This is a genomic window from Exiguobacterium sp. SH1S1 (genome assembly GCF_004337245.1).
Taxonomy (GTDB): Bacteria; Bacillota; Bacilli; order Exiguobacteriales; family Exiguobacteriaceae; genus Exiguobacterium; species Exiguobacterium aurantiacum_A.
In genome coordinates this window covers 126,442-150,077 of sequence record NZ_SJUZ01000003.1, presented here as the reverse complement: position 1 = coordinate 150,077, position 23,636 = coordinate 126,442, and the positions used below count along the sequence as shown (strand labels likewise).

27 protein-coding genes are annotated in these 23,636 nt (G+C 51.7%); all 27 read left to right on the top strand.

Annotated features, from left to right (window positions below):
• Window positions 1–9: 9 nt before the first annotated feature.
• The 27 genes from ffh (at window position 10) to EVJ23_RS08325 (ending at window position 23,632) form a co-directional block, all read left to right on the top strand.
• Complete coding sequence (ffh, locus tag EVJ23_RS08455) at window positions 10–1,350, top strand: signal recognition particle protein (RefSeq protein ID WP_070327512.1); 1,341 nt, start codon at window positions 10–12, stop codon at window positions 1,348–1,350.
• An 81-nt stretch (window positions 1,351–1,431) separates the two neighbouring features.
• Entirely contained in the window at window positions 1,432–1,707 is a 276-nt protein-coding gene (gene rpsP, locus EVJ23_RS08450; protein ID WP_021067098.1) for a 30S ribosomal protein S16, read from the top strand.
• Window positions 1,708–1,760: 53 nt separating this feature from the next.
• On the top strand, window positions 1,761–2,279 hold the full coding sequence (gene rimM, locus EVJ23_RS08445; protein ID WP_070327511.1) for a ribosome maturation factor RimM: 519 nt from the start codon (window positions 1,761–1,763) through the stop codon (window positions 2,277–2,279).
• The gene (gene trmD, locus EVJ23_RS08440) at window positions 2,269–2,988 is read left to right on the top strand and encodes a tRNA (guanosine(37)-N1)-methyltransferase TrmD (RefSeq protein ID WP_131465296.1); all 720 of its coding nucleotides are present in this window, start codon (window positions 2,269–2,271) and stop codon (window positions 2,986–2,988) included. Before rimM ends, trmD begins: the two co-directional genes overlap by 11 nt.
• A 110-nt stretch (window positions 2,989–3,098) precedes the next feature.
• On the top strand, window positions 3,099–3,452 hold the full coding sequence (gene rplS / locus EVJ23_RS08435; protein ID WP_070327950.1) for a 50S ribosomal protein L19: 354 nt from the start codon (window positions 3,099–3,101) through the stop codon (window positions 3,450–3,452).
• A gap of 80 nt (window positions 3,453–3,532) precedes the next feature.
• Window positions 3,533–4,075: a signal peptidase I gene (lepB, locus tag EVJ23_RS08430; RefSeq protein ID WP_016508241.1), complete on the top strand. Its 543-nt coding sequence runs from the start codon at window positions 3,533–3,535 to the stop codon at window positions 4,073–4,075.
• Window positions 4,076–4,087: 12 nt separating this feature from the next.
• Window positions 4,088–4,948: a ribosome biogenesis GTPase YlqF gene (gene ylqF / locus EVJ23_RS08425; protein WP_131440287.1), complete on the top strand. Its 861-nt coding sequence runs from the start codon at window positions 4,088–4,090 to the stop codon at window positions 4,946–4,948.
• A 41-nt stretch (window positions 4,949–4,989) separates the two neighbouring features.
• Window positions 4,990–5,745: a ribonuclease HII gene (locus tag EVJ23_RS08420; protein WP_236633735.1), complete on the top strand. Its 756-nt coding sequence runs from the start codon at window positions 4,990–4,992 to the stop codon at window positions 5,743–5,745.
• Between the two features lie 13 nt (window positions 5,746–5,758).
• Window positions 5,759–6,604 (top strand): hypothetical protein, encoded by an 846-nt coding sequence (locus EVJ23_RS08415; protein ID WP_071399590.1) that lies wholly within the window; start codon window positions 5,759–5,761, stop codon window positions 6,602–6,604.
• A complete protein-coding gene (locus EVJ23_RS08410; RefSeq protein ID WP_016508266.1) occupies window positions 6,604–6,870 on the top strand; it encodes an EscU/YscU/HrcU family type III secretion system export apparatus switch protein in 267 nt (88 codons plus the stop codon). The genes EVJ23_RS08415 and EVJ23_RS08410 overlap by 1 nt, the downstream gene beginning before the upstream one ends.
• Window positions 6,871–6,981: 111 nt before the next feature.
• Window positions 6,982–8,142 (top strand): ADP-forming succinate--CoA ligase subunit beta, encoded by a 1,161-nt coding sequence (gene sucC / locus EVJ23_RS08405; protein WP_070327507.1) that lies wholly within the window; start codon window positions 6,982–6,984, stop codon window positions 8,140–8,142.
• Between the two features lie 12 nt (window positions 8,143–8,154).
• The gene (sucD, locus tag EVJ23_RS08400) at window positions 8,155–9,072 is read left to right on the top strand and encodes a succinate--CoA ligase subunit alpha (RefSeq protein ID WP_070327506.1); all 918 of its coding nucleotides are present in this window, start codon (window positions 8,155–8,157) and stop codon (window positions 9,070–9,072) included.
• 54 nt (window positions 9,073–9,126) lie between these two features.
• On the top strand, window positions 9,127–9,921 hold the full coding sequence (gene dprA, locus EVJ23_RS08395; RefSeq protein WP_236633734.1) for a DNA-processing protein DprA: 795 nt from the start codon (window positions 9,127–9,129) through the stop codon (window positions 9,919–9,921).
• A gap of 65 nt (window positions 9,922–9,986) precedes the next feature.
• Window positions 9,987–12,083, top strand: a complete 2,097-nt coding sequence (gene topA, locus EVJ23_RS08390; RefSeq protein ID WP_070327504.1) for a type I DNA topoisomerase — start codon at window positions 9,987–9,989, stop codon at window positions 12,081–12,083.
• A 2-nt stretch (window positions 12,084–12,085) separates the two neighbouring features.
• Complete coding sequence (gene trmFO / locus EVJ23_RS08385; protein ID WP_370252239.1) at window positions 12,086–13,393, top strand: FADH(2)-oxidizing methylenetetrahydrofolate--tRNA-(uracil(54)-C(5))-methyltransferase TrmFO; 1,308 nt, start codon at window positions 12,086–12,088, stop codon at window positions 13,391–13,393.
• Between the two features lie 187 nt (window positions 13,394–13,580).
• The gene (locus EVJ23_RS08380) at window positions 13,581–14,462 is read left to right on the top strand and encodes a tyrosine-type recombinase/integrase (RefSeq protein ID WP_131465291.1); all 882 of its coding nucleotides are present in this window, start codon (window positions 13,581–13,583) and stop codon (window positions 14,460–14,462) included.
• Between the two features lie 11 nt (window positions 14,463–14,473).
• Entirely contained in the window at window positions 14,474–15,022 is a 549-nt protein-coding gene (hslV, locus tag EVJ23_RS08375) for an ATP-dependent protease subunit HslV (protein WP_070327501.1), read from the top strand.
• Window positions 15,019–16,389 carry an ATP-dependent protease ATPase subunit HslU gene (gene hslU, locus EVJ23_RS08370; protein WP_070327500.1) on the top strand — a complete coding sequence of 457 codons (1,371 nt, stop codon included), beginning with the start codon at window positions 15,019–15,021 and terminating at the stop codon, window positions 16,387–16,389. Before hslV ends, hslU begins: the two co-directional genes overlap by 4 nt.
• Before the next feature lie 38 nt (window positions 16,390–16,427).
• The gene (gene codY, locus EVJ23_RS08365; RefSeq protein ID WP_016508279.1) at window positions 16,428–17,207 is read left to right on the top strand and encodes a GTP-sensing pleiotropic transcriptional regulator CodY; all 780 of its coding nucleotides are present in this window, start codon (window positions 16,428–16,430) and stop codon (window positions 17,205–17,207) included.
• 275 nt (window positions 17,208–17,482) lie between these two features.
• The gene (gene flgB / locus EVJ23_RS08360; RefSeq protein ID WP_131465289.1) at window positions 17,483–17,854 is read left to right on the top strand and encodes a flagellar basal body rod protein FlgB; all 372 of its coding nucleotides are present in this window, start codon (window positions 17,483–17,485) and stop codon (window positions 17,852–17,854) included.
• A 2-nt stretch (window positions 17,855–17,856) separates the two neighbouring features.
• Window positions 17,857–18,285: a flagellar basal body rod protein FlgC gene (flgC, locus tag EVJ23_RS08355; RefSeq protein WP_070327498.1), complete on the top strand. Its 429-nt coding sequence runs from the start codon at window positions 17,857–17,859 to the stop codon at window positions 18,283–18,285.
• 13 nt (window positions 18,286–18,298) lie between these two features.
• Window positions 18,299–18,583 (top strand): flagellar hook-basal body complex protein FliE, encoded by a 285-nt coding sequence (gene fliE, locus EVJ23_RS08350; RefSeq protein ID WP_016508240.1) that lies wholly within the window; start codon window positions 18,299–18,301, stop codon window positions 18,581–18,583.
• 21 nt (window positions 18,584–18,604) lie between these two features.
• Window positions 18,605–20,173 (top strand): flagellar basal-body MS-ring/collar protein FliF, encoded by a 1,569-nt coding sequence (gene fliF / locus EVJ23_RS08345; RefSeq protein WP_131465287.1) that lies wholly within the window; start codon window positions 18,605–18,607, stop codon window positions 20,171–20,173.
• 5 nt (window positions 20,174–20,178) lie between these two features.
• Window positions 20,179–21,186 carry a flagellar motor switch protein FliG gene (gene fliG / locus EVJ23_RS08340; RefSeq protein ID WP_083273965.1) on the top strand — a complete coding sequence of 336 codons (1,008 nt, stop codon included), beginning with the start codon at window positions 20,179–20,181 and terminating at the stop codon, window positions 21,184–21,186.
• Window positions 21,170–21,895, top strand: coding sequence for a FliH/SctL family protein (locus tag EVJ23_RS08335; protein WP_236633394.1), 726 nt, complete (start codon window positions 21,170–21,172; stop codon window positions 21,893–21,895). The genes fliG and EVJ23_RS08335 overlap by 17 nt, the downstream gene beginning before the upstream one ends.
• Window positions 21,882–23,201, top strand: coding sequence for a flagellar protein export ATPase FliI (gene fliI, locus EVJ23_RS08330; RefSeq protein ID WP_070327495.1), 1,320 nt, complete (start codon window positions 21,882–21,884; stop codon window positions 23,199–23,201). The genes EVJ23_RS08335 and fliI overlap by 14 nt, the downstream gene beginning before the upstream one ends.
• Window positions 23,198–23,632, top strand: coding sequence for a flagellar FliJ family protein (locus EVJ23_RS08325; RefSeq protein ID WP_016508248.1), 435 nt, complete (start codon window positions 23,198–23,200; stop codon window positions 23,630–23,632). The genes fliI and EVJ23_RS08325 overlap by 4 nt, the downstream gene beginning before the upstream one ends.
• The last annotated feature ends 4 nt before the right edge of the window (window positions 23,633–23,636 follow it).

The window sequence follows — 23,636 nt, the reverse complement described above, 5'->3', positions numbered from 1 at the left end:
GGCTGAAGCATGGCATTTGAAGGATTATCAGAACGGTTGCAATCGACATTGGCGAAAATGCGGGGGAAAGGTAAGATTTCCGAAGCAGACGTCAAAGAGATGATGAGAGAAGTTCGTCTCGCGCTCCTTGAGGCCGACGTTAACTTCAAAGTGGTCAAACAGTTCGTCAACGACGTGAAAGAACGGTCAATCGGCCAAGACGTCATGAAATCGTTGACACCTGGACAACAAGTCGTCAAGATCGTTCATGAAGAATTAACGACCTTGATGGGGAGTGACGTCGTCCCGATCACCTTTAGTTCAAAACCACCGACAGTCGTCATGATGGTCGGATTACAAGGTGCGGGTAAGACGACGACGACCGGAAAGCTCGCGAACTTGATTCGCAAAAAGCATAACCGGAGTCCGCTTCTCGTCGCTGCTGATATTTATCGGCCGGCGGCCATCAAACAGCTCGAGACTCTCGGCAAGCAACTCGATTTACCGGTGTTCTCACTTGGCGATCAAGTGACGCCGGAAGAAATCGTCACAAAAGCGCTCGAGCACGCCAAAGTTAATCATCACGATTTCGTGTTGATAGATACGGCCGGTCGTCTTCATATCGACGAGACGCTCATGGGCGAACTCGAAAATGTGAAAACGATCGCCAAACCGAATGAAATCTTCCTCGTCGTCGATGCGATGACGGGTCAAGATGCGGTCAACGTGGCCGATCGCTTTAATGATTTGCTCGGAATTACCGGCGTCGTGTTGACAAAACTCGACGGTGATACACGTGGTGGGGCAGCCCTTTCAATCAAGGCAGTCACGGGAGCGCCGATTAAGTTCGTCGGTCTCGGTGAAAAGTTGGATGCCCTCGAACCTTTCTATCCGGAGCGCATGGCGTCACGGATCCTTGGAATGGGTGACGTGCTCACGCTCATCGAAAAAGCGGAGTCACAAATGGACCAAGATGCCGCGAAAGAGCTTGAAAGCAAAATTCGTGATGCATCGTTCACGTTCGATGATTTTATCGAGCAATTGGGTCAAGTGAAAAACATGGGCCCAATTGATGAATTACTCTCGATGTTACCTGGTGCAGGTAAGATGAAAGGGTTGAAGAACGTCCAAATCGACGAGAAGCAACTCGATCATGTCGAGGCAATCATCCGGTCGATGACGAAGCATGAGCGCACGAATCCTGAAGTGCTCAACGCCAGTCGTCGCAAGCGGATCGCAAAAGGGAGCGGTCGTTCCATCCAGGAAGTGAACCGTCTCATCAAACAGTTCGATGACATGAAGAAGCTCATGAAGCAGATGTCAGGACAAATGAAAGGGAAGAAAAAAGGTCTCGGCCTTCCATTCTTCTAAGAAAACTTTTGTCAGTCAGGCAAAAAAGCAGTATACTATTAAAGTTGTCAATTCTTAAACACATAATGGAGGTATATTACCATGGCAGTTAAAATTCGTCTCAAGCGCATGGGCGCAAATAAATCACCTTTTTACCGGATCGTTGTAGCAGATTCACGTTCACCACGTGATGGCCGTTTCATCGAACAACTCGGTCACTACAACCCGGTTGCAAAACCAGAAGCAGAAGTTCGCATCAACGAAGAACTCGCGCTCAAATGGTTGGCAGACGGCGCGAAGCCATCTGACACAGTCCGCAACTTGTTCTCTAAAGCAGGGATCATGGAGAAATTCCACAACGCGAAAAACGCGAAGTAACCCTGTGGCCGACCTTTTATGAGGTCGGCCTATTTTTTTGAGGAGGTTTTATGATGGATTGGTTAAACGTAGGCAAAATCGCCAACACGCACGGTTTAAAAGGGGAATTGAAGTTGCTCGCCGCGACTGATTTTCCAGAAGAACGCTTTAAAATTGGTGAGACGCTCTACCTTGACGTCGACGGGAAGAAGATGCCGCTCGAAGTGACGACGTATCGTCCGCACAAACAGTTCCATCTCGTCACGTTCAAAGGGCTAGACAACATCAATCTCGTCGAGAAGTACAAAGGGATGTCGCTCTACGTCCATGCCGGAAACGTCCACGAGCTTCCGGAGCATGAATTTTACTACCACGAGATCATCGGATGCGAGGCCGTCGTCGACGGAGAAGTGATCGGTGTCGTCGAGGACATCTTTGAGACCAATGGCGCGAACGACGTCTGGGTCATCAAGCGTCCCGGCAAGACGGATGCGCTCATCCCGTACATCGAGTCGGTCGTCAAAGACATCGACGTCGAAGCGAAACGTGTCATCATCACGCCGATCCCTGGAATGATCGACGATGAAAATTGATGTCTTGACCTTGTTCCCGGAAATGTTCGCCCCGCTTGATCATTCGATCGTCGGGCGTGCCCGGACACTCGGCCAAGTCGAAGTGCAGTTCACGAACTTCCGTGACTTCTCGACGAACAAACATCATAAAGTCGATGATGCTCCGTACGGAGGCGGCGCCGGGATGCTACTCACGCCGCAGCCGATGTTTGATGCGTTCGATTCGCTCGCAAAGTCGAAGCCGCGCGTCATCGTGACGACGCCGACGGGGCGACCGTTCAATCAACGTGTCGCCGAAGAATGGGCGAACGAAGAGCATTTGATCTTCTTATGCGGACATTACGAAGGATTCGACCAACGGATCCACGACGAACTCGCGACAGACGAAGTGTCGATTGGAGACTTCGTGATGACCGGTGGTGAACTCGCGGCGATGGTCATGATCGACGCGACGGTTCGCCTCATCCCGGAAGTGCTCGGCGATCAAGCGAGCCACGAGGACGACTCGTTCTCGACCGGACTGCTCGAATATCCGCATTATACGAGACCGGCTGACTTCCGCGGCCTCAAAGTCCCGGACGTCCTGCTGTCGGGCAATCACGCCAAAATCGAGTCGTGGCGCCGCGAGCGTTCGCTCGAACGAACGTTCAGGCGTCGACCGGAACTGTTAGACCAAATCGATCTGTCGCCGGCCGATAAAAACTTCATCGAATCGTTGCGCGATTCATAAAATTATGCTATGTTTGAGCATGTGGGTTAGCCCCACCGATTACCGATGTTCCGCTATTGGATGCCGAGGCAAACGAAGATATGAACATTGAAGAAAAAGGAGATCAATTCATGAACGCACAAAAACTGTTCCGTGAAATCACAGAAGAACAATTCAAATCGGACGTCCCTGCTTTCCGTCCTGGTGACACAGTACGTGTCCACGTTAAAGTCGTAGAGGGAACGCGTGAGCGTATCCAGATCTTCGAAGGCGTAGTCATCAAGCGTAAAGGTGGCGGCATCAGCGAAACATTCACAGTCCGTAAGATTTCTTACGGCGTAGGTGTTGAGCGTGCATTCCCGCTTCACTCACCGCGTGTCGCGCAAATCGAAGTCGTTCGTTACGGTAAAGTTCGCCGTGCGAAACTTTACTACCTCCGCAACCTTCGCGGTAAAGCAGCACGTATTAAAGAAATCCGTCGTTAAGATGGGGAAAGCTTGTCGCTTGCGACAAGCTTCTTTTTTTCTAGTACAATAAGTTCAAACGGACAGAGGAGTGAGGCAATTTGAAAGAAGTGTTCAGTTGGCTTAAAGCAATCGTAGTGGCGCTCGTCATCGCGTTCGTGATCCGGACGTTCATCTTTGTACCTGTCATCGTCGAAGGTGAGTCGATGATGCCGACGCTCCAAAACGCCGATCGGATGATCGTCAGCAAAATCTCTAACTACGTCGGTGAACTCGACCGGGGCGATATTATCGTCTTTCATGCGACTGAATCAAAGGACTATATTAAACGCGTCATCGCCATTCCTGGCGATACGCTTGAATATCGGGACGATACGCTCTACTTGAACGGAGAAGCAGTCGAAGAACCGTATTTAGAGGATTTTCAAGCCCAAATGAACGGCTTTCCTCTAACCGAGAACTTTACGCTCGAACAAGTGACAGGTGAAGCGGTCGTACCGGAAGGCTCATACTTCGTTATGGGAGATAACCGACAAAACTCGAAAGACAGCCGTGAAATCGGCTTTGTCTCGAAAGAAAGCGTCGTCGGCAAAACGAACTTTGTGTTCTGGCCGATGGGTGACTTCGGGACGGTAGAAGAATAGGGTGGTGTTTTTTTGGCAATTCAATGGTTCCCTGGCCACATGGCCAAGGCGCGAAGACAAGTAACAGAGAAGTTAAAACTGATTGACGTCGTCATCGAACTCGTCGATGCACGTGTTCCGCAATCGAGCCGAAATCCGATGGTCGATGAGATCACGGCGGGTAAACCGCGGCTGATCGTGTTGAACAAGGCTGACATGGCCGATCAAGCCGTCACCGACGCCTGGATGCGCGCCCTGAAGCGTGACGACATCGAAGTCGTCGCCGTCGATGCGAAGCATAGCAAAGGCTTAAAGCAGCTCATGACGGGCGCAGAGAAGCTCATGCAAGACAAGCACGACCGCATGCGTGAGAAAGGCCGTAATCCTGGCCCGATCCGCGCCCTCATCATCGGCATCCCGAACGTCGGGAAGTCGACACTGATCAACCGGCTCGCCGGGCGCAACATCGCCATCACCGGGGACCGCCCTGGTGTGACGAAACGGCAGCAATGGATCAAGATGAAAGGCGGCGAGATGGAACTGCTCGACACGCCTGGTATTCTGTGGCCGAAGTTCGAGGACCAGATGGTCGGATATCGCTTAGCTGCTACGGGTGCGATCAAGGACGACATTTTAAACCTTGATGACATCGCGATGTATGCAGCGCGTGAACTGCGCGCCCGTTACCCGGAACAGTTGAAAGAGCGGTTTAAACTCGACGACTTGCCGGAAGACGCGGTCGAACTGCTCGAGTTGATCGGGAAAAAACGTGGCCTTCTCAGCGGCGGCTACGTCGATTTCGAAAAAGCGAGCGAACTATTATTGAACGAGCTTCGTCATGAGAAGATCGGACGTGTCTCGCTTGAGACGCCGGCAGATCATAATATGGCGTGAAGTCCTGTGAAAACAGGGCTTTTTTGGATAGGAGGCAGATCGTGACGATTCAAGAGATTAAACAACGGCTAAAAACCGTCCGATATGAAGAGTGGGACGATGTCCGGGCCGAACTGAAGGATGACCCGCGCGCGGGCGTCCAGGCACTCCTGCAGCAACGTCAGAGACGGTTTGACGCGGAGCGGGACGAGCGGGACGACTATACACGCCGCCTGCAGTATGAGGCCGAGCTGAAACAGCAAGGCTTCAAGTTGGTCGCTGGCATCGACGAGGTCGGGCGGGGACCGCTCGCGGGTCCTGTCGTCGCGGCGGCCGTCGTCTTGCCGGACGATTTTTACAGCCCGGGACTGAACGATTCAAAGAAGATGACGAAAGCGGCACGGGCACGAGCATATGCAAGGATCCTCGACGAGGCATTCGTCGGGGTCGGAATCGTCGACGCAGAAGTGATCGATCAAATCAATATTTATGAAGCGACGAAGCTCGCGATGACCGAGGCGGTCCGACAGCTTGACGGGGCCGACGCGCTCTTGATTGACGCGATGACACTCGAGCTCGATTTGCCGCAGACGTCGCTCATTAAAGGGGACGAGTTGAGCGTCTCGATCGCGGCGGCGAGCGTCGTCGCCAAAGTCGTCCGCGACAAGATGATGGAAGAGTTCGCCGCGACGTATCCGGGATACGGTTTCGAACGCAACGCCGGATACGGGACGGAACTTCATTTGAACGCGTTGAACGAGCGCGGCATCACACCGATTCATCGCAAGTCGTTCGCACCGATTAAACATATGATATGAAAGGGGGAGCCCGATGCGGATCGATCACCAAGGCGTCCTGCCGTTCAAAGTCACCGAACAGACGTCGCGTCAGCTGCTCGTCGGCAACACGGTCGTCGGCAGGGTACTCCAGCTCTTGCCCGGGAACGAAGCGGTCATGCAACTGCCGCAAGGACTGTTCCGGGTCGGGGTGAACGCAGACGTTAAAGAGAACGTCACGTACAAGATGGTCGTCACCGAGCTCGAGCCGAAACTCGTCCTGAAAGTGATGCCGCCTACGGCGGAACCGGCCCAGGCCGGGAAGACACCGGTGACGTTACTCCTAGAACAACTCGGCCGCTTCTCAAAAGAGGCCATCCAGACACCGGAATCCGTCAAAGCGATGGGACGGCAACTGCTCGAGAGCGGGGCCGGAAGTGACGTCAAACAGCTCGTCGGGGAACTGTTCAAGGCGAAAGGCGACCCGAAGTTTGAACAGTTCGTGCGGGCCCAAGAGACGTTCAACGCGGTCCAGACGCCGCCGTTCGTCGTCCAAGCATTTCACATACCGCAATTAGGACCGTTCGAACAAGTCAGGTTCCGGCTTGAGGCCCCGAAAAGCGAGATGATCGACGCAGACCATGCCCGTATCGTCTTATTTCTAGAAACGCCTCGCTTCGGCGAGACGGGCATCGACCTGCTCGTTCAAAAGCGGCACGTCACCGTGAAAGTATTCAACGAACAACACGACTTGTCCCCGTTCATCAAAGCGTACGAGCCGCTGCTCGGCAGTGCGCTCAAAGCGAACGGCTATGAACTGTCCCGATTCTCGTTCGAAGTGAGACAAGAATCGCTCCCCGAGACGTTCGCCCCGTTAGGAAAGGTGGATTTTCATGTATGATGGACCGTAAAAAAGCAATCGCCTTGTCTTACGAACAATCGATGGAATCTCCGCGCGTCGTCGCGAAGGGCGGCGGCCTCGTCGCCGAACGGATGCTCGCCCTCGCACAAGAGAACGGTATCCCGATCCATGAAGACCCGGCGCTGTTGTCACTCCTGTCGGCGTTACAGATCGAAGAGCATATTCCGGACGACCTGTATCAAGTGATCGCCGAGCTTTTTGTGTTTCTCTATCAGATGGAACAAGGTAAAATCGAAAATGTCTAGGGGTAGATGTGAAAAAAAGATGAAAACTTAAAGCAAGAACGATAGACAGCGCTTTCAGTTTTTCGTTACAATAGATATGCCGATATTAAAGGGGACTAAGGGGGAAACTAAATGAATATCCATGAGTATCAGGCGAAAGAATTGCTTAGAACGTTTGGAGTGGCCGTACCTACGGGCTATCCGGCTTTCACGGTAGAAGAAGCAGTTGCCGCCGCCGCCAAGCTAGACGGTGAATTGAAAGTAGTCAAAGCACAGATCCACGCAGGTGGCCGCGGGAAAGCCGGCGGCGTCAAACTTGCCAGAACGGATGAAGAAGTAAAACAGTACGCGACAGAGATTCTCGGTAAGACGCTCGTCACGCACCAGACTGGACCTGAAGGAAAAGTCGTGCAGCGCCTCTATATCGAAGAAGGTTCTGCCATCGATCAAGAATTTTACTTAGGACTTGTGCTTGACCGTTCGATCGGCCGAATTGTCATCATGGGTTCATCTGAAGGCGGTATGGACATCGAAGAAGTCGCTGAACATACTCCTGAAAAGATTCATAAAGAAATCGTCGACCCGGTCGTCGGACTCCGTCCGTTCCAGGCGCGCCGTCTTGCTTTCAAGATGGAAGTGCCGACTAAACTCGTCAACAAGTTTAGCGACATGGTCATGAAGCTTTATAAAGTGTACGTCGAGACGGACTGCACGATTGCGGAGATCAACCCGCTCGTCACGACGAAAGACGGTAACGTCGTCGCGCTCGATGCGAAATTGAACTTTGACAGCAACGCGCTTTATCGTCATACCGACATCGTCGATCTTCGTGACACGACGGAAGAAGATCCGCGTGAAGTCGAGGCGTCGAAACACGACCTTAGCTATATCGCCCTTGACGGCAATATCGGCTGTCTCGTAAACGGTGCCGGCCTCGCCATGGCGACGATGGATATCATCAAGCACTACGGCGCCGAACCCGCTAACTTCCTCGATGTAGGCGGCGGTGCGACAAAAGAAAAAGTCACAGAAGCGTTCAAATTGATTTTGTCGGATGACCAAGTCAAAGGAATCTTCGTCAACATCTTCGGTGGCATCATGAAGTGTGACATCATCGCCGAAGGAATCGTCGCGGCGACAAAAGAAATCGGACTCGACTTGCCACTCGTCGTCCGCTTAGAAGGAACAAACGTGGATGCGGGAAGACGCATTCTCGATGAATCTGGACTTGCGATCACTTCTGCGACCTCGATGGATGATGGGGCAGAAAAAATCGCGGCACTCGTTCGATAAGGGGGAAACGACATGAGTATTTGGGTGAATCAAGATACAAAAGTGATCATTCAAGGGATCACGGGGAAACAAGGTATGTTCCACGGCGAACAGATGCTAGCGTATAACACGAAACTGGTCGGCGGGGTCACACCTGGTAAAGGTGGTACGACCGTACTCGACAACGTACCTGTGTTTAACACTGTCTCTGACGCGGTCGAGGCGACCGGTGCGAACGCATCGATCATCTACGTGCCACCAGCTTTCGCGGCCGACTCGATCATGGAGGCGGCTGATAGCGGCATCGAACTCATCATCTGTATCACGGAAGGGATTCCTGTCATCGACATGATCCAAGTGAGCCGCTATCTCGAGGACAAACCGGCCCGTTTGATCGGACCGAACTGCCCAGGGATCATCACGCCGGGTGAGGCGAAACTTGGCATCATGCCAGGCTACATCCACACGAAAGGCCATGTCGGCATCGTCTCACGTTCAGGGACGCTCACGTATGAAGCGGTCCATCAGTTGACGACGGCCGGAATCGGCCAATCGACTGCGGTCGGGATCGGTGGGGACCCGGTCAACGGGACGAACTTCATCGACACGCTCCAAGCGTTCAACGAAGATGAAGACACGCTTGCGGTCATCATGATCGGCGAGATCGGTGGGACGGCTGAAGAAGAAGCCGCTGAATGGGTCAAGGCGAACATGACGAAACCGGTCATCGGTTTCATCGGTGGTCAGACGGCTCCTGAAGGCAAACGGATGGGCCACGCTGGAGCGATCATCTCAGGCGGAAAAGGAACGGCCGCTGAAAAGATCAAGACGTTAAACGCAAACGGGATCGAAGTCGCCGAGACACCTGCTGTCATCGGTGAGACACTCATCCGTGTGCTTAAAAATGAAGGTCTGTATGATGCTTGTGTCACGGGACAACCGACGACGTAAGACCAATCGGAATGAGGGGTGCGCGCATCCCTCATTTTTTTAAAGGAGATTGTGATGAATCAAACAATAGCTCGTTTTGCGGCAGAACGTTTGCCGGTCGAGTTCGTCCATCATTACTTATCAAATTCGGGGCTGACGGAACGGAATTCGTTCCATCCGAACGTATGGAAAAAAGCGAATCGGGCGTTCCGTTCAACGGTCACGTATGACCGTTTTTTGACGTGGGAGGACGAATTGTTCCCACGAATGCTATTACATATCCCCAACCCTCCGTACTGTTTGTTTTATCAGGGCGATTTAGAGGTACTACAAGAACAAACGACCGCTTTGGTCGGGAGTCGTGAATTGAATCGGATCAGTCGACCGCTCGTTGAATATTTACACCCTTTAATAGAAGAAACTGTATCGATTTCAGGCGGTGCGCTCGGTATTGACGGACTCGTTCATGAGTTGGCAGTCAGGCGGAACCGACCGACGATTGCGGTCCTCGGTTCCGGCTTTTCGCACATGTATCCACATGTTCATCACCAACTGTTCGACCAGATCTCGAAACAAGGATTGCTCCTCAGTGAATATACTCCGGAAACACCTGTCAAAAAATTTCAATTTTTAGAACGAAATCGAATTGTCAGTGGATTAGGCGACCGGCTCGTCGTCGTCCAAGCGAGACGAAAGAGCGGGACGATGAATACGGTGAGTCATGCGCTCGAGCAAGGCAAGACGGTGTTTGCGGTGCCGGGAAGTCCGCTCGATCCGTTAGCGGAAGGACCGAATAAATTGATTGAAGAAGGAGCGATTCCTTTGACGAATCCCGACCAAATTTTGAATGGTGCGATGATTGCACGTTGACAAACGGTCGGTAACATGAATATTATGGTAGGGATTTAAATGACCTCCAAAAGGGGAGCAGATGTATGGCAAAATATTTGGTGATCGTCGAATCACCTGCGAAAGCAAAGACAATTAAACGTTATTTAGGATCAAACTACACGGTCAAAGCGTCCATGGGTCACGTCATCGATTTACCGAAAAGTCAACTCGGTGTCGACGTTGAACATGACTTTGAACCGAAGTACATCACGATCCGTGGAAAAGGCCCAGTGTTAAAAGAACTGAAGACGGCCGCTAAAAAAGCGACGAAAATTTTTCTCGCGGCTGACCCGGATCGCGAAGGGGAAGCAATCGCCTGGCACTTAGCCCGTGCCCTCGGCGTCGATGAAACGACAGAATGTCGTGTCGTCTTCAACGAGATCACAAAAGATGCGATTAAAGAATCATTTAAACATCCACGCAAGATCAATCACGATCTCGTCGACGCCCAACAGGCGCGACGGATTCTCGACCGTCTTGTCGGATACGGGATGAGCCCGTTGTTATGGAAGAAAGTCAAAAAAGGTTTGTCAGCCGGTCGTGTTCAATCCGTCGCTGTCAAAATGATCATCGACCGCGAACGTGAAATCAACGCCTTTGACCCGGAAGAGTACTGGACGATTAAACTGATGCTCAACCATGAGGGTGAGACGTTTGAGACATCGTTCTACGGAAAAGACGGGAAAAAGATGGAGTTGAAGACGGAAGCGGATGCCGACGCCGTCCTCAAGACGATCGATGAGTCATTCAAAGTCATCGATGTCACGAAGAAAGAGCGGAAGCGTAACGCATCGCTACCGTTCACGACAAGTTCACTCCAACAAGATGCGGCCCGGAAACTGAACTTCCGCGCCAAGAAGACGATGATGCTCGCCCAACAGCTTTACGAAGGAATCGACCTTGGTAAGAAAGAAGGGACTGTCGGGTTGATCACGTATATGCGTACCGACTCGACACGAATTTCTGACTTGGCGAAAGACGAAGCGAAATCGTATATCGAATCGACGTTTGGTGCAGAGTACGTCGCCTCTCAAAAGCAGAAAGAGAAAAAAGCGGCGAACGCACAGGATGCCCACGAGGCAATCCGGCCGACGTCGGCGTTACGTGACCCGGCTTCGATGAAGGCGTACTTGTCACGGGATCAACTCCGATTGTATAAACTCATCTGGGAACGGTTGGTCGCGAGTCAAATGGCGCCAGCAATTCTTGATACGGTGAAAATCGACGTCGAATCGAACGGCATGATTTTCCGTGCCAACGGATCGACCGTCAAATTCCCAGGTTTCATGAAAGTGTATATCGAGTCAAAAGACGACGATATCGAAGACACGAACTTAGAGCGGGAAGGATTGCTTCCGCCGCTTGAAGTCGACGACATGGTCGCATTCGAGACGGTCGAGCCGAAGCAACACTTCACCCAGCCACCACCGCGTTACAGTGAAGCGAGACTCGTCCGAGCGATGGAAGAGCTCGGCATCGGTCGTCCGTCGACTTACGCGCCGACACTCGACACGATCCAAAAGCGCGGTTACGTCGTGCTTGAAGAGAAAAAATTCATTCCGACCGAGCTCGGAGAACTTGTCATCGAGATGATCGATGAGTACTTTAACGACTTCATCACGGTACAGTTCACAGCCGACATGGAGACGCTTCTTGATTCGATCGCCAATGAAGAAGTCGAGTGGACGGAAGTCGTTGCCCCGATTTACCGGTCATTCGAGAAACGTTTGAAACGGGCCGAATCCGAAATTGAGAAGATCGAAGTGAAAGACGAGCCAGCCGGTATCGATTGTGAGATCTGCGGTTCGCCGATGGTCATCAAGATGGGACGGTACGGCAAGTTCATGGCTTGTTCTGGATTCCCGAACTGTACGAACACGAAGCCGGTTCAAGTCGAAATCGGCGTCCCGTGCCCGAACTGTAAAGACGGACAAGTCGTCGAGCGCCGCAGTAAGAAAGGTCGCCTGTTCTATGGCTGCTCGAACTATCCAGACTGTGAGTTCGTCTCATGGGACAAACCGGTCGCGAAACCGTGTCCTGAATGCGGTAAGTTGATGGTTGAGAAAAAGATTAAAGATGGCGTCAAATATCAATGCACGAACTGTACCCATACCGAGGTACATCAGTTAGAGGAGGATTAACCTTGCAGCAACGTGTAACTGTGATCGGAGCGGGCCTCGCCGGCTCCGAGGCGGCTTGGCAACTCGCAAAACGCGGGATTCAAGTCGATTTGTATGAAATGAGACCAGTCCGACAGACGCCGGCGCACCATACGGATCAGTTTGCTGAACTGGTCTGCTCGAACTCGCTTCGGGCGAACGGACTTCAAAATGCGGTCGGTGTGTTAAAAGAAGAGATGCGCACACTCGACTCGCTCATCTTGAAAGCGGCGGATACGGCAAGCGTTCCGGCCGGTGGCGCCCTCGCCGTCGACCGTCACGACTTCGCGGGCTTCGTCACCGACACGCTCAAGAATCATCCGCTCGTGACGGTACACAACGAAGAGATTAAACAGATTCCGGACGGGATCGTCATCATGGCGACGGGACCGCTCACGTCTCCTGACTTGTCTGCTTCATTGAAAGCTTTCACCGGTGAAGATTATTTATACTTCTACGATGCGGCCGCTCCGATATTAGACGGAGAGACGATCGACCGAGAGAAGGTCTACTTGAAGTCACGTTATGACAAAGGCGAGGCGGCTTATCTCAACTGTCCGATGACGGAAGAAGAGTTTAATCTGTTTTACGAAGAGCTCGTCAAAGCCGAAGTCGTACCGCTCAAAGAGTTTGAGAAAGAGATTTACTTCGAAGGCTGCATGCCGTTTGAAGTGATCGCTCAACGCGGGAAGAAGACGCTCTTGTTCGGACCGATGAAACCGGTCGGACTCGAAGACCCGAAAACAGGTAAACGTCCGTTTGCGGTCGTCCAACTCCGCCAAGACAATTCGGCCGGAACGCTCTATAACTTGGTCGGGTTCCAAACCCACCTCAAGTGGGGCGAGCAAAAACGGATCATTCAATTGATCCCAGGTCTCGAGAATGCGGAGATCGTCCGTTACGGTGTCATGCACCGGAACACGTTCATCAATTCACCGAGCCTGTTGAAACCGACGTATCAGGCCCGTACTCGCGATACGCTATTTTTCGCCGGTCAGATGACCGGTGTCGAAGGCTACGTCGAGTCAGCCGCGTCAGGACTACTCGCCGGAATCAACGCGGCGAAGATGGTTGCCGGTGAAGAGCTGCTCGTCCTCCCGCGCGAGACGATGCTCGGTTCGATGGCGCATTACATCACGACGACAGACGGGAAGCACTTCCAACCGATGAATGCAAACTTCGGTCTCGTGCCGTCGCTCGAAGATGCGCCGAAGAAGATGAAAAAGCAAGAACGCTATGAGCGCTATGCGAATCGTGCCCTTGAGACGATTCAGCAATATAAAGAGATTTAAGGGAAAGGAGCCAATTTTTGGTTCCTTTTTTTGTGAATTTAAATTTCAATTGTGTAATTTGTGCAATACTTTGAAAATTTTCAGATTATTGAAGGGGTTTCTATTGTCACCTCTGATTCTGTATGCTATGCTAATTTCGATTTGACGGGAACATGCGTTTTTAAGCTGAAAGCAAGGGGGCGAGAGGATGGGATTCGCTGAGGATCAACAATCATTTTTACGCTATTGCCAAGTCGAACGAAGACTGTCGCCTCATACGAAACGCTCTTACGAACAAACACTCGAACAGTACGCCGCTTATTGCCAATCGACACATCAAGAGCCATTTGATGTGCAGTCGGCGCGGCGTTATTTATATGTCCTTTACGAGAATGAAGCGGCGACGACGACCGTTTCCCAAAAAATCTCCTGCCTCAAACAGTTCGGGAAATTTGTGGCTCGAGAAACCGGGAGTGAACCGCTGTTTCATGACTTGACGTCGCCGAAACGTCGCAAGACGCTGCCGACGTTTGCCGTACCGAGCGAGGTCGAACACCTGCTCATGACGGCAAACGGCCAAGACGACCCGTTCTTGCGGGCACGTGATGTCGCGCTTGTCGAAGTGTTGTACGGGACCGGGATGCGTGTCGCCGAACTTTGTGGCATGGACATATCGTCATATGATGCGGCGCTCTCATTCGTTCATGTCATCGGGAAAGGCAAGAAAGAACGTTACATCCCGCTCGGGCAATTTGCCGTCGAATCGTTGGAGCATTACCTTGAGGTAAGGCAAAACTGCGCCGCGGCACACGAAACGGCATTATTCGTTAGTCAAAAAGGGAATCGAGTGACAACAGACCAAATTCGTTACGTGATGAAGCGACTCCGGAAACTCGGCGGACTTCAAAAACCGTTAACACCGCATTCGTTACGTCATAGTTTTGCGACCGACCTGCTCGAACGCGGGGCCGATTTACGTGCCGTCCAAGAGTTGCTCGGACATGAGTCACTATCGACGACCGGTCGTTACACACACGTATCGACTGAACGCCTGCGAGCGGTCTATCAAGCCACACATCCGAGAAAGTAGGGGGTCATTCTATGTTTCATGCAACAACTATTTTCGCAGTCCGGCACGACGGAAAATGTGCGATGAGCGGAGATGGGCAAGTCACGTTTGGCAACGCCGTCATCATGAAAAACAAGGCTAAAAAAGTGAGACGGTTATACGGCGGGAAAGTCGTGGCCGGTTTTGCCGGTAGCGTGGCCGATGCGTTCACGTTATTTGAAAAGTTTGAATCAAAACTCGAGATGTATAACGGGAACTTACCGCGAGCGGCAGTCGAACTCGCCAAAGAGTGGCGTGGCGACAAGATGCTTCGTCAGCTCGAGGCGCTTCTCATCGTCATGGATGCGGAACATCTCTTACTCGTGTCCGGGAGCGGCGAAGTGATCGAACCGGACGATGGCATCCTTGCGATCGGTTCAGGTGGGAATTATGCGCTAGCAGCGGGACGCGCTCTCGTACGTCACTCACCGGAGAAAACAGCCGAACAGATTGCTCGCGCCGCCCTAGAGATTGCCGGTGAATTATGCGTCTATACGAACGACCAAGTTATCGTAGAAACGATCGGAGGCGATACAGAATGAAACGTGAATTGACACCACGTCAAATCGTAGCTGAGCTAGACCGGTTCGTCATCGGGCAAAAAGATGCCAAACGTGCGGTCGCGATTGCACTGCGCAACCGTTACCGTCGCCAGAAGCTAAGTGCTGACTTACGCGACGAAGTCACACCGAAGAACATTTTAATGATCGGTCCGACCGGTGTCGGGAAGACGGAGATCGCGAGACGTCTTGCCAAGCTCGTCGGTGCCCCGTTCGTGAAAGTCGAAGCGACAAAATTCACTGAAGTCGGATACGTCGGACGGGACGTCGAATCGATGGTCCGAGACCTTGTTGAAGACTCGGTGCGCCTCGTGAAGGAAGAAAAGAAAGAAGACGTGAAGGAACCAGCGGAAGCCGCTGCGACCGAACGTATTCTCGATGCACTGCAAGGTAAGGCTAAAGTTGAGCCGACAGCCGCAAACCCGTTCGAAGCGCTGTTTGGCGGTCAAGGACAGAAGACGCAAGAACCGACGGACGATCAATCGACTGATCGGTCTCAATTACGTAAGTTGCTTGAACTCGGCGAACTCGAAGAGCGATTGATCGAAGTCAACCTTGAAGAGAAACAGACAGTTGATTTGTTTCAAGGACAAGGGATGGAAGGCTTATCGAATCTTCAAGACATGCTCGGCCAAATCGTCCCGAAAAAGCGGAAGAAGCGGAAGCTCCCGGTTCGAGAGGCTCGCCCGCTCATCGTTGCCGAAGAGGCGGAAAGTTTGCTCGACATGAATGAAGTACATGACGAGGCCGTACGACGCAGCGAACAGATGGGCATCATCTTCGTCGATGAGATCGATAAAATCGCGACGAAGTCACAAGACCATGCTGGCGTCTCTCGTGAAGGTGTGCAGCGAGACATCTTGCCGATTGTCGAGGGCTCGACCGTCGTCACAAAATATGGTCCCGTCAAAACGGATCACGTGTTATTCATCGCGGCAGGTGCTTTCCATATGGCGAAGCCGTCAGATCTGATTCCTGAACTGCAAGGTCGTTTCCCGATCCGTGTCGAGTTGAGTAGCCTGACCGAGGAAGATTTCGTCAAAATTCTGACGGAGCCGTCACAAGCGCTCATCAAGCAGTACAAGGCCCTTCTCGAGTCAGAGGAGATCAGCGTCGAATTTACCCACTCGGCTATCGAAGAGATCGCGAAGATCGCCACGCACGTCAACCGAGAAACCGATGATATCGGAGCGCGCCGTCTCTATACGATCATGGAGCGCGTGCTCGAGGACTTATCGTTTGAGGCGGCCGACATGCCACAAACACACGTCGAGATCACACCGGCGTATGTGAAAGAAAAAGTCGGCTCGATCGCGGAAGATCGAGACCTTAGTCAATTTATTTTATAAGAATTCTGTATGCACATACAGGGAGGAAAATTAGAATTATGAACTTACTAGATAAAACACGTCAATTGAACACGATGCTTCAGCAAGAGGCGAGCGCGCACGTCGACTTTAAAGAGATGGCAGATAAGATGCGTGAAGTACTCGAAGCGAACACGTTCATCGTGAGCCGTCGCGGTCGCTTGCTCGGTTTCGCCATTAAACAACAGATTGAGAACGAGCGGATGAAGGCGTTCCTAGTCGATCGTCAGTTCCCTGAACCGTACGCATCGAACTTGTTCAACGTGAAAGAGACGACGGAAAATATCGGCATCGATAGCGAGTATACGGCGTTCCCGGTCGAGAACCGTGAGCTGTTCCTTGATTCAATGACGACGATCGTCCCGATCATCGGTGGCGGGGAACGACTCGGTACACTCGTTCTCGGCAGACTGAACAACGAGTTCACTGAAGACGACCTCGTCCTCGCAGAATATAGCGCGACAGTCGTCGGAATGGAGATCCTCCGTGAGAAAGCAGCGGAAGCAGAGGCGTCGGCGCGCAAGAAAGCCGTTGTCCAAATGGCGATCAATTCGTTGTCTTATTCAGAGCTTGAAGCAATCGAGCATATATTTGAAGAACTTGGGGGTAATGAAGGCCTGTTAGTTGCTTCCAAAATTGCCGATAGAGTGGGAATTACTCGCTCTGTGATCGTCAACGCGTTGCGCAAGCTTGAAAGCGCTGGCGTCATCGAGTCACGTTCGCTCGGAATGAAAGGAACGTATATCAAGATATTAAATGATAACTTCTTGTTTGAATTGCAGAAGCTGAAATCAAATTAAAATCGAGCGAATATCCGTTAGATTATAGCTAAAAGTCCTATCAATTAGGACTTTAGTTGCAAAAAGGCGTCCCTTTGTGAAAAAGGGCGTCTTTTTTTAGTGCAAAAGTAATTATTTTCAGAATATGTCGTGAATTCGACAAAAACAGACGATACCATTTACCTGTTTTAATAAAAATATCTTTCAGAACTGTTACAGATTTGTTTCAATGAAGTAGTAGAATTTCCAAATAAGGTATATACATGCATTCTTTTAAGTGAAAGTGAGTGAGACGCATGAATTGGATCGGCACAGATTATCAATTAATGAAGCAAGCGATCAATCATTCGGTCATGAATCAAAAAGTGATCAGTCATAACTTGTCGAACATCGATACGCCGAACTTTAAAGCGAAACAGGCTGTGTTCGAACAGACGTTAAGCAACGAGATGCGCCTAAAGTTAGCCGGTGGCCGTCCGAGTGACCGCGGTGGTGCAACGAAAATCGTTGACCGGGCCGGAGGAGCGATGCGAAGTGACGGGAACAGTGTCGATCTCGATTATGAGATGAGTGAACTGGCCCGTAACCAACTGCAGTATGAGGCGATGATGGAACAATTGAACCGTCGACTCGGTGGACTTAAAACCGTTATTAGAGGAGGACGTTAATTATGGGTATGTTCGATAGTTTTCACATATCCGCTTCGGCACTCATGTCTCAGCGCCTTCGGATGGATACGGTGTCGGCGAACATCGCGAACGCCCAGACAACTCGCGGCAAACTTGTCGATGGGGAATGGCAGCCGTATACACGGAAAATGACGGTGCTCCAAGAAGCGCCGTTTCGTCAACAGCTGTCGGCGGTGAGCGGAGGCGTCAAAGTTTCAGGCATCGTCGAAGACGAAAGTCCTTACAAACTCACATATGACCCGAGTCACCCGGATGCGGATGAACGGGGATACGTTCAGATGCCAAACGTCGACCTGTTAAAAGAAATGGTTGATTTGACAGGTGCGACAAGATCATATGAAGCGAACATTGCAGCGATGAATGCGTCAAAAGCGATGCTCGTCAAAGCGCTCGAAATCGGTAAAGGATAAGGAGTGACAGACTATGCAAATTAACCCGATTCAATTAATCGGTAACCAGACCGCGGCTCTGCCGACAGTGAAAGAGACACCGTCTCAGTTTGGGTCATATTTGAATGAAGCGATGCAGTCGCTCAATGAAGTTCAACAGGCAACGAGTACGGCACGGAAAGACCTCGCCGTCGGTAAAGCCGATCTTCACCAAGTCATGATCCAAAGCGAAGAGTCGTCGATTGCGATGCAACTCGCCATTGAGGTGCGAAATAAAGCGGTTGAGGCCTATCAAGAAATGATGCGAATGCAAGTTTAATGAAGAGGATGACGAGTTGCGATGAATGATAAGTTAAAAGAACAATTCAGCTCACTGGCCGGCCCACTGAAGGCGATGCAAACAAAACGTAAAATCATTTGGGGCATAGTCATCGTCGGCATACTTGTCGTCGCGGTGCTCTTGACGGTTTGGCTCTCGCGCCCGAACATGGCTCCTCTCTACACGAACCTCTCGGCCCAAGAGGCCGGAGAAGTGACAGAAAAGCTGACGGCTGATGGGGTGAAGTCAGAAATCAAAGCGACATCGAACGGTGTCAGCGTCTACGTGCCGAGCGAGCAAGTCGACCAATTGAAAGTTAACTTGGCAGCCGCCGGGATTCCAAAGTCAGGCGCGATCGATTACAGCTTCTTCAGTGAGAACGCCGGATTTGGAACGACGGATCGAGAAATGGCAGTCATCGAACGAAGCGCGATGCAAACCGAACTCGAACGTTTGATTACACAAATCGAAGGAATCAACCAAGCAAAAGTTATTATCTCGCTTCCGGAGAAATCGGTGTTCTTGGCCGAAGACCAAGGGGAGCCGACGGCTTCGATCGTCCTAAATTTAGGAGCAGGTACGAATCTTGAGCCGGCGACGGTCAAAGGACTTTATCATTTGATCAGTAAGAGTGTTCCGAACTTAAAACCGGAGAACATCTCGGTCATGGACCAATATTTCACGTATTACGATTTGGATCAATCGACGATGGCCGGTGGGACTTCGACCGACCCGTTAGCATTGAAGCGCCAAGTCGAGAAAGACGTACGTCAACAGATTCAACAAATGCTCTCGGTCTTACTCGGAGAACGTAGCGTGCTCGTCTCGGTCACGGCCGACATCGACACGACCCAATCGGCAGAAGAGCAAAACCTGGTAACCCCGGTCAACGAGGATACGATGGAAGGGATTGTGACGTCTGCTGAACGGATCGCTGAAGCGTATACGGGGGGTACCGGTGCGGCAGCAGCGGCAGGGACCGGCGAGAACGATACCGTCAACTTCCCGGCTGCCACTGGAACCGGGGAAGAAGAAAGCGAAAAAAACCATGAAATCATCAACTATGAGGTCAATCGCATCACGAAACAAATTCAGAACGCCCCCTACACGATCCGTGACCTCGGTGTTCAATTGATCGTCGAGCCGCCAGACGGCGCTCAAGCAATCGACCCGCAACTTGAGGGCGACCTTGAGACGATGATGTATTCAATCATCCGGACGTCGCTCGCTAAAACGGGCGAGGCGTTGACAGAAGCGGAACTCGAACAGAAAGTCGTCGTCGTGTCACGACCGTTCGCTGAAACGGAAGAAACGGCAGTGGCAGAACAGCCGACAGCGTGGTGGATGTATGCAGCCGCAGCTGGTGCCGTCGTCTTGCTCGCACTTCTATTCTTCGCCATGCGAAGACGGAATCAGCAACCGGTTTCGGAAACGAATGAATGGGAAGTACCGTATGAAGACGAAGTACCCGATCTCGACTTGGAAGAGCGAGGCGAAGGTGCCGTCAAGAAGAAACAGTTGGAGAAATTGGCAGAGAGTAATCCAGAAGAGTTCGCCAAGCTTCTTCGTACTTGGATGTCTGAGGAGTGAGTACTGTGAACTACGCAAAACAACCGAACCGAGAAAAAGCGGCCATGCTCATGATCTCGCTTGGACCTGAAGTGGCGGCAAGTGTATATAAACACCTGTCCGAAGAAGAGATGGAGCAGTTGACGCTACAAATATCGGCACTCCGAAAAGTGTCGTCTGAACAAAAGGAAGCCATTTTAGGAGAATTTCATGACCTGGCGATGGCACAGAGTTATATCACCCAAGGTGGCATCGGGTTTGCGAAAACGGTTTTAGAGAAAGCGGTCGGAGAAGAGAAGGCGATGGCGTTGATTCATCGTCTCACTTCGACGCTGCAAGTCCGACCGTTTGAATTTGCCCGAAAAGCCGATCCGAAGCAGTTGCTCAACTTTATTCAAAACGAGCACCCGCAGACGATCGCCTTAATCTTGGCTCATCTTGAACCGGTCAAGTCCGGGCAAATCTTGTCGGAACTTCCACCAGAGATTCAGTCGGAGGTCGCGAAACGAATCGCGACGATGGATCGCCTCAACCCGGACGTCATTCATGAAATCGAACAGATTCTTGAAAAGAACTTATCACAAACCGATATGCAAGATTACGCCCAATCCGGTGGGATCGAGGCAGTCGTCGAAGTGCTTAACGGTGTCGACCGGACGACGGAGCGGACGATTCTTGACGCGCTCGAGATCGAAGACCCGGAACTCGCGGAAGAAATCAAAAAGCGGATGTTCGTCTTCGAAGATATCGTCACGCTCGACTCGCGTGCGATTCAACGGATTATTCGCGAAGTCGCCAACGACGACCTTCTGCTCGCGCTCAAAGTATCTTCCGAAGAGGTCAAACAGATCATCTTCAAAAACATGTCGCAACGAATGGTCGATACGTTCAAGGAAGATATGGAGTTCATGGGACCGGTCAGACTGCGTGACGTCGAAGAAGCACAAAGCCGCATCGTCGGAATCATCCGCCGCCTAGAAGATGTCGGAGAAATCGTGATTAGCCGTGGTGGAGGAGATGACATCGTTGTCTAACGTAATCAAACGTCAACGAGCGATGCCGCTCGAACCACAACGAATTGATTCGCGGCCATTCCTTGAACCGATTTCAGAGGTTATGGTCGAACGTAATCATGAACAAGAGTTAGAAGTAAGGTACGCTTCCCTCCGCCAAGAGGAAGAAGCGATCAAGCTACACCGTGAAGCAGTGGAACATGAGCTTGAACTGTTACGAGAACAAACGCTTGAGGCTGCTTATCAGGAGGGGTACGGGTCAGGTTTTGACCTAGGACGTCAAGAAGGAAAGTCAGAGTTCGATGAGCTGACGGCCCGATTGAACATGGTCAGCGCCGAACTTGAGAACTTGTTCGAACAGAAATGGCGAGATGCCGAAACGAAGTTAGTTGATTTGGCCGTCGAGATCAGTGCACGTGTCACGACCGATCTCGTCCGAAACGAGGAGGCGTTGTTCGCCGACATGATCCGCGAACAACTGCTTCGCCAGATCGATGCCGAAGCGTTGACCGTCTTCGTCCACCCGACGCGACTAGCGTCAATCCAACGTTTCGAGTCGATGTGGCAATCCGAACAGATGCCGCCGTTGAAATATCGGGCCGATGTCTCGTTGACAGAGACGAGCGTGCGGATCGAGACGCCACATCATGGCAACGAGCTCGACGTATCGTACAGTTTTGAACGAATCCGTTCCAAGATTGAGGAGGTTCTATCCGATGGCGCTTATTGACCGCGTATTCGACACAATCACCGCTGCTCCAGAAGATGAGTATGTGCGTAAAGTCGGTCGTGTCTGCCGCGTCGTCGGGCTGATGATCGAATCGAACGGTCCGAGCGCGTTTATCGGTGAGCGCTGCCTGATCGAGTTACCGTCCGGCCAAACGGTTGAAACCGAGGTCGTCGGCTTCAATGAAGAGCGCGTCTTGCTCATGCCTTACGGAGAAACGACACAGATCGCCCCAGGTTGTATCGTCAAAGGGACGGGGCACATGCTCCAAGTACCGGTCGGGTTCGAACTGATCGGTCAAGTCCTTGACGGGCTCGGGCGCCCTTTATCGGGTGAAGCGATGCCGACTGGGAAACGCTACGATGTTCTTCGAAAACCGCCGAACCCGTTAGAACGTCCACGCATTTTAGACGTTTTATCGACCGGGGTCCGGATCATCGACGGGTTATTGACGGTCGGGAAAGGCCAACGTGTCGGTTTGTTTGCGGGATCAGGCGTCGGGAAATCGACATTGCTTGGCATGATCGCTAAACGCTCATCGGCAGATATAAACGTGATCGCATTGATTGGCGAACGGGGACGAGAAGTAAAAGAGTTCATCGAAAAAGAACTTGGTCCTGAAGGCATGGCTCGATCGGTCGTCATCGTAGCGACGAGCGATCAACCCCCGCTCGTGCGTTTGAAGGGCGCTTACACGGCGACGGCGATCGCAGAGTACTTCCGGGACCAAGGCAAAGAGGTCGTCCTTATGATGGACTCAGTGACCCGATTCGCGATGGCCCAACGAGAGATCGGGCTAGCGACCGGAGAACCACCGACATCGAAAGGATATACGCCTTCCGTGTTCGCGATGCTTCCGCAACTGCTAGAGCGGAGCGGGACGTCCGTCACCGGTTCGATCACGGCGTTTTATACCGTCCTCGTTGATGGGGACGATATGAACGAACCAATCGCGGATGCCGTCCGTGGGATTTTAGACGGTCACTTCGTGATGGACCGTTCGCTCGCCAACCGAGGGCAGTTTCCGGCGATCCATGTCTTAAAATCGATCAGTCGGGTCATGAACCAGATTGCTTCACCTGTACATCGCGATGCCGCGCAGACGTTTCGGAGTTGGCTCGCCACTTATCTAGACGCGGAAGACTTGATTAACATCGGAGCCTATAAAAAGGGCACGAATCCTGCGATCGATACAGCAATCGATGAATATCCGGGACTGCTCACATTTTTAAAACAGTCGATTGAAGAAGAGGCATCGATCGAGCAGACGCTCGATCGTCTTGTCGGAATTGCGAGAGGTGAATCATGAACAAGCTGTTGTTAGAACGCATCATGCCGATTGCCGAGCATGCAAAAGAAGAATCGGCGACAGAGATGAGAGGTCATAAGGCGCGATTCGAAGCCGAGATGGAGACGCTGTATCGATTAGTCGTGACGTATGAGACGCTCATGAAGAGTCAAGATGAACAATCTGGTGTGATTGATCTGCTCATGTTCCAATATCGTGAAAAGGCGAGGGAACAGTTAAAGCGTCAAATTGAGACGCAACAACTCGTCGTGCAACAGTCGCGGAACCGTTACAATCTGGCTCAAGAGCGTTTGCTCGGAAAAGTTGTCGAAGAGAAAAAATATGTAACGTTGCATGAGAAGGTCAGCCAAAATGAAGTGGCCGTCTCGAAACTCACCGAACAACATTTTATCGATGAGTTGGCAGTGATTCATCACGGGAAAGGGAAGTAAGCTG

Bases quoted from the DNA above. Each gene is read 5' to 3' on its own strand.
- ffh (WP_070327512.1), top strand. From the start codon at position 10: ATGGCATTTGAAGGATTATCAGAACGGTTGCAATCGACATTGGCGAAA.
- rpsP (WP_021067098.1), top strand. From the start codon at position 1,432: ATGGCAGTTAAAATTCGTCTCAAGCGCATGGGCGCAAATAAATCACCT.
- rimM (WP_070327511.1), top strand. From the start codon at position 1,761: ATGGATTGGTTAAACGTAGGCAAAATCGCCAACACGCACGGTTTAAAA.
- trmD (WP_131465296.1), top strand. From the start codon at position 2,269: ATGAAAATTGATGTCTTGACCTTGTTCCCGGAAATGTTCGCCCCGCTT.
- rplS (WP_070327950.1), top strand. From the start codon at position 3,099: ATGAACGCACAAAAACTGTTCCGTGAAATCACAGAAGAACAATTCAAA.
- EVJ23_RS08415 (WP_071399590.1), top strand. From the start codon at position 5,759: ATGCGGATCGATCACCAAGGCGTCCTGCCGTTCAAAGTCACCGAACAG.
- EVJ23_RS08410 (WP_016508266.1), top strand. From the start codon at position 6,604: ATGGACCGTAAAAAAGCAATCGCCTTGTCTTACGAACAATCGATGGAA.
- sucC (WP_070327507.1), top strand. From the start codon at position 6,982: ATGAATATCCATGAGTATCAGGCGAAAGAATTGCTTAGAACGTTTGGA.
- sucD (WP_070327506.1), top strand. From the start codon at position 8,155: ATGAGTATTTGGGTGAATCAAGATACAAAAGTGATCATTCAAGGGATC.
- dprA (WP_236633734.1), top strand. From the start codon at position 9,127: ATGAATCAAACAATAGCTCGTTTTGCGGCAGAACGTTTGCCGGTCGAG.
- topA (WP_070327504.1), top strand. From the start codon at position 9,987: ATGGCAAAATATTTGGTGATCGTCGAATCACCTGCGAAAGCAAAGACA.
- EVJ23_RS08380 (WP_131465291.1), top strand. From the start codon at position 13,581: ATGGGATTCGCTGAGGATCAACAATCATTTTTACGCTATTGCCAAGTC.
- hslV (WP_070327501.1), top strand. From the start codon at position 14,474: ATGTTTCATGCAACAACTATTTTCGCAGTCCGGCACGACGGAAAATGT.
- hslU (WP_070327500.1), top strand. From the start codon at position 15,019: ATGAAACGTGAATTGACACCACGTCAAATCGTAGCTGAGCTAGACCGG.
- codY (WP_016508279.1), top strand. From the start codon at position 16,428: ATGAACTTACTAGATAAAACACGTCAATTGAACACGATGCTTCAGCAA.
- flgB (WP_131465289.1), top strand. From the start codon at position 17,483: ATGAATTGGATCGGCACAGATTATCAATTAATGAAGCAAGCGATCAAT.
- flgC (WP_070327498.1), top strand. From the start codon at position 17,857: ATGGGTATGTTCGATAGTTTTCACATATCCGCTTCGGCACTCATGTCT.
- fliE (WP_016508240.1), top strand. From the start codon at position 18,299: ATGCAAATTAACCCGATTCAATTAATCGGTAACCAGACCGCGGCTCTG.
- fliF (WP_131465287.1), top strand. From the start codon at position 18,605: ATGAATGATAAGTTAAAAGAACAATTCAGCTCACTGGCCGGCCCACTG.
- EVJ23_RS08335 (WP_236633394.1), top strand. From the start codon at position 21,170: ATGACATCGTTGTCTAACGTAATCAAACGTCAACGAGCGATGCCGCTC.
- fliI (WP_070327495.1), top strand. From the start codon at position 21,882: ATGGCGCTTATTGACCGCGTATTCGACACAATCACCGCTGCTCCAGAA.
- EVJ23_RS08325 (WP_016508248.1), top strand. From the start codon at position 23,198: ATGAACAAGCTGTTGTTAGAACGCATCATGCCGATTGCCGAGCATGCA.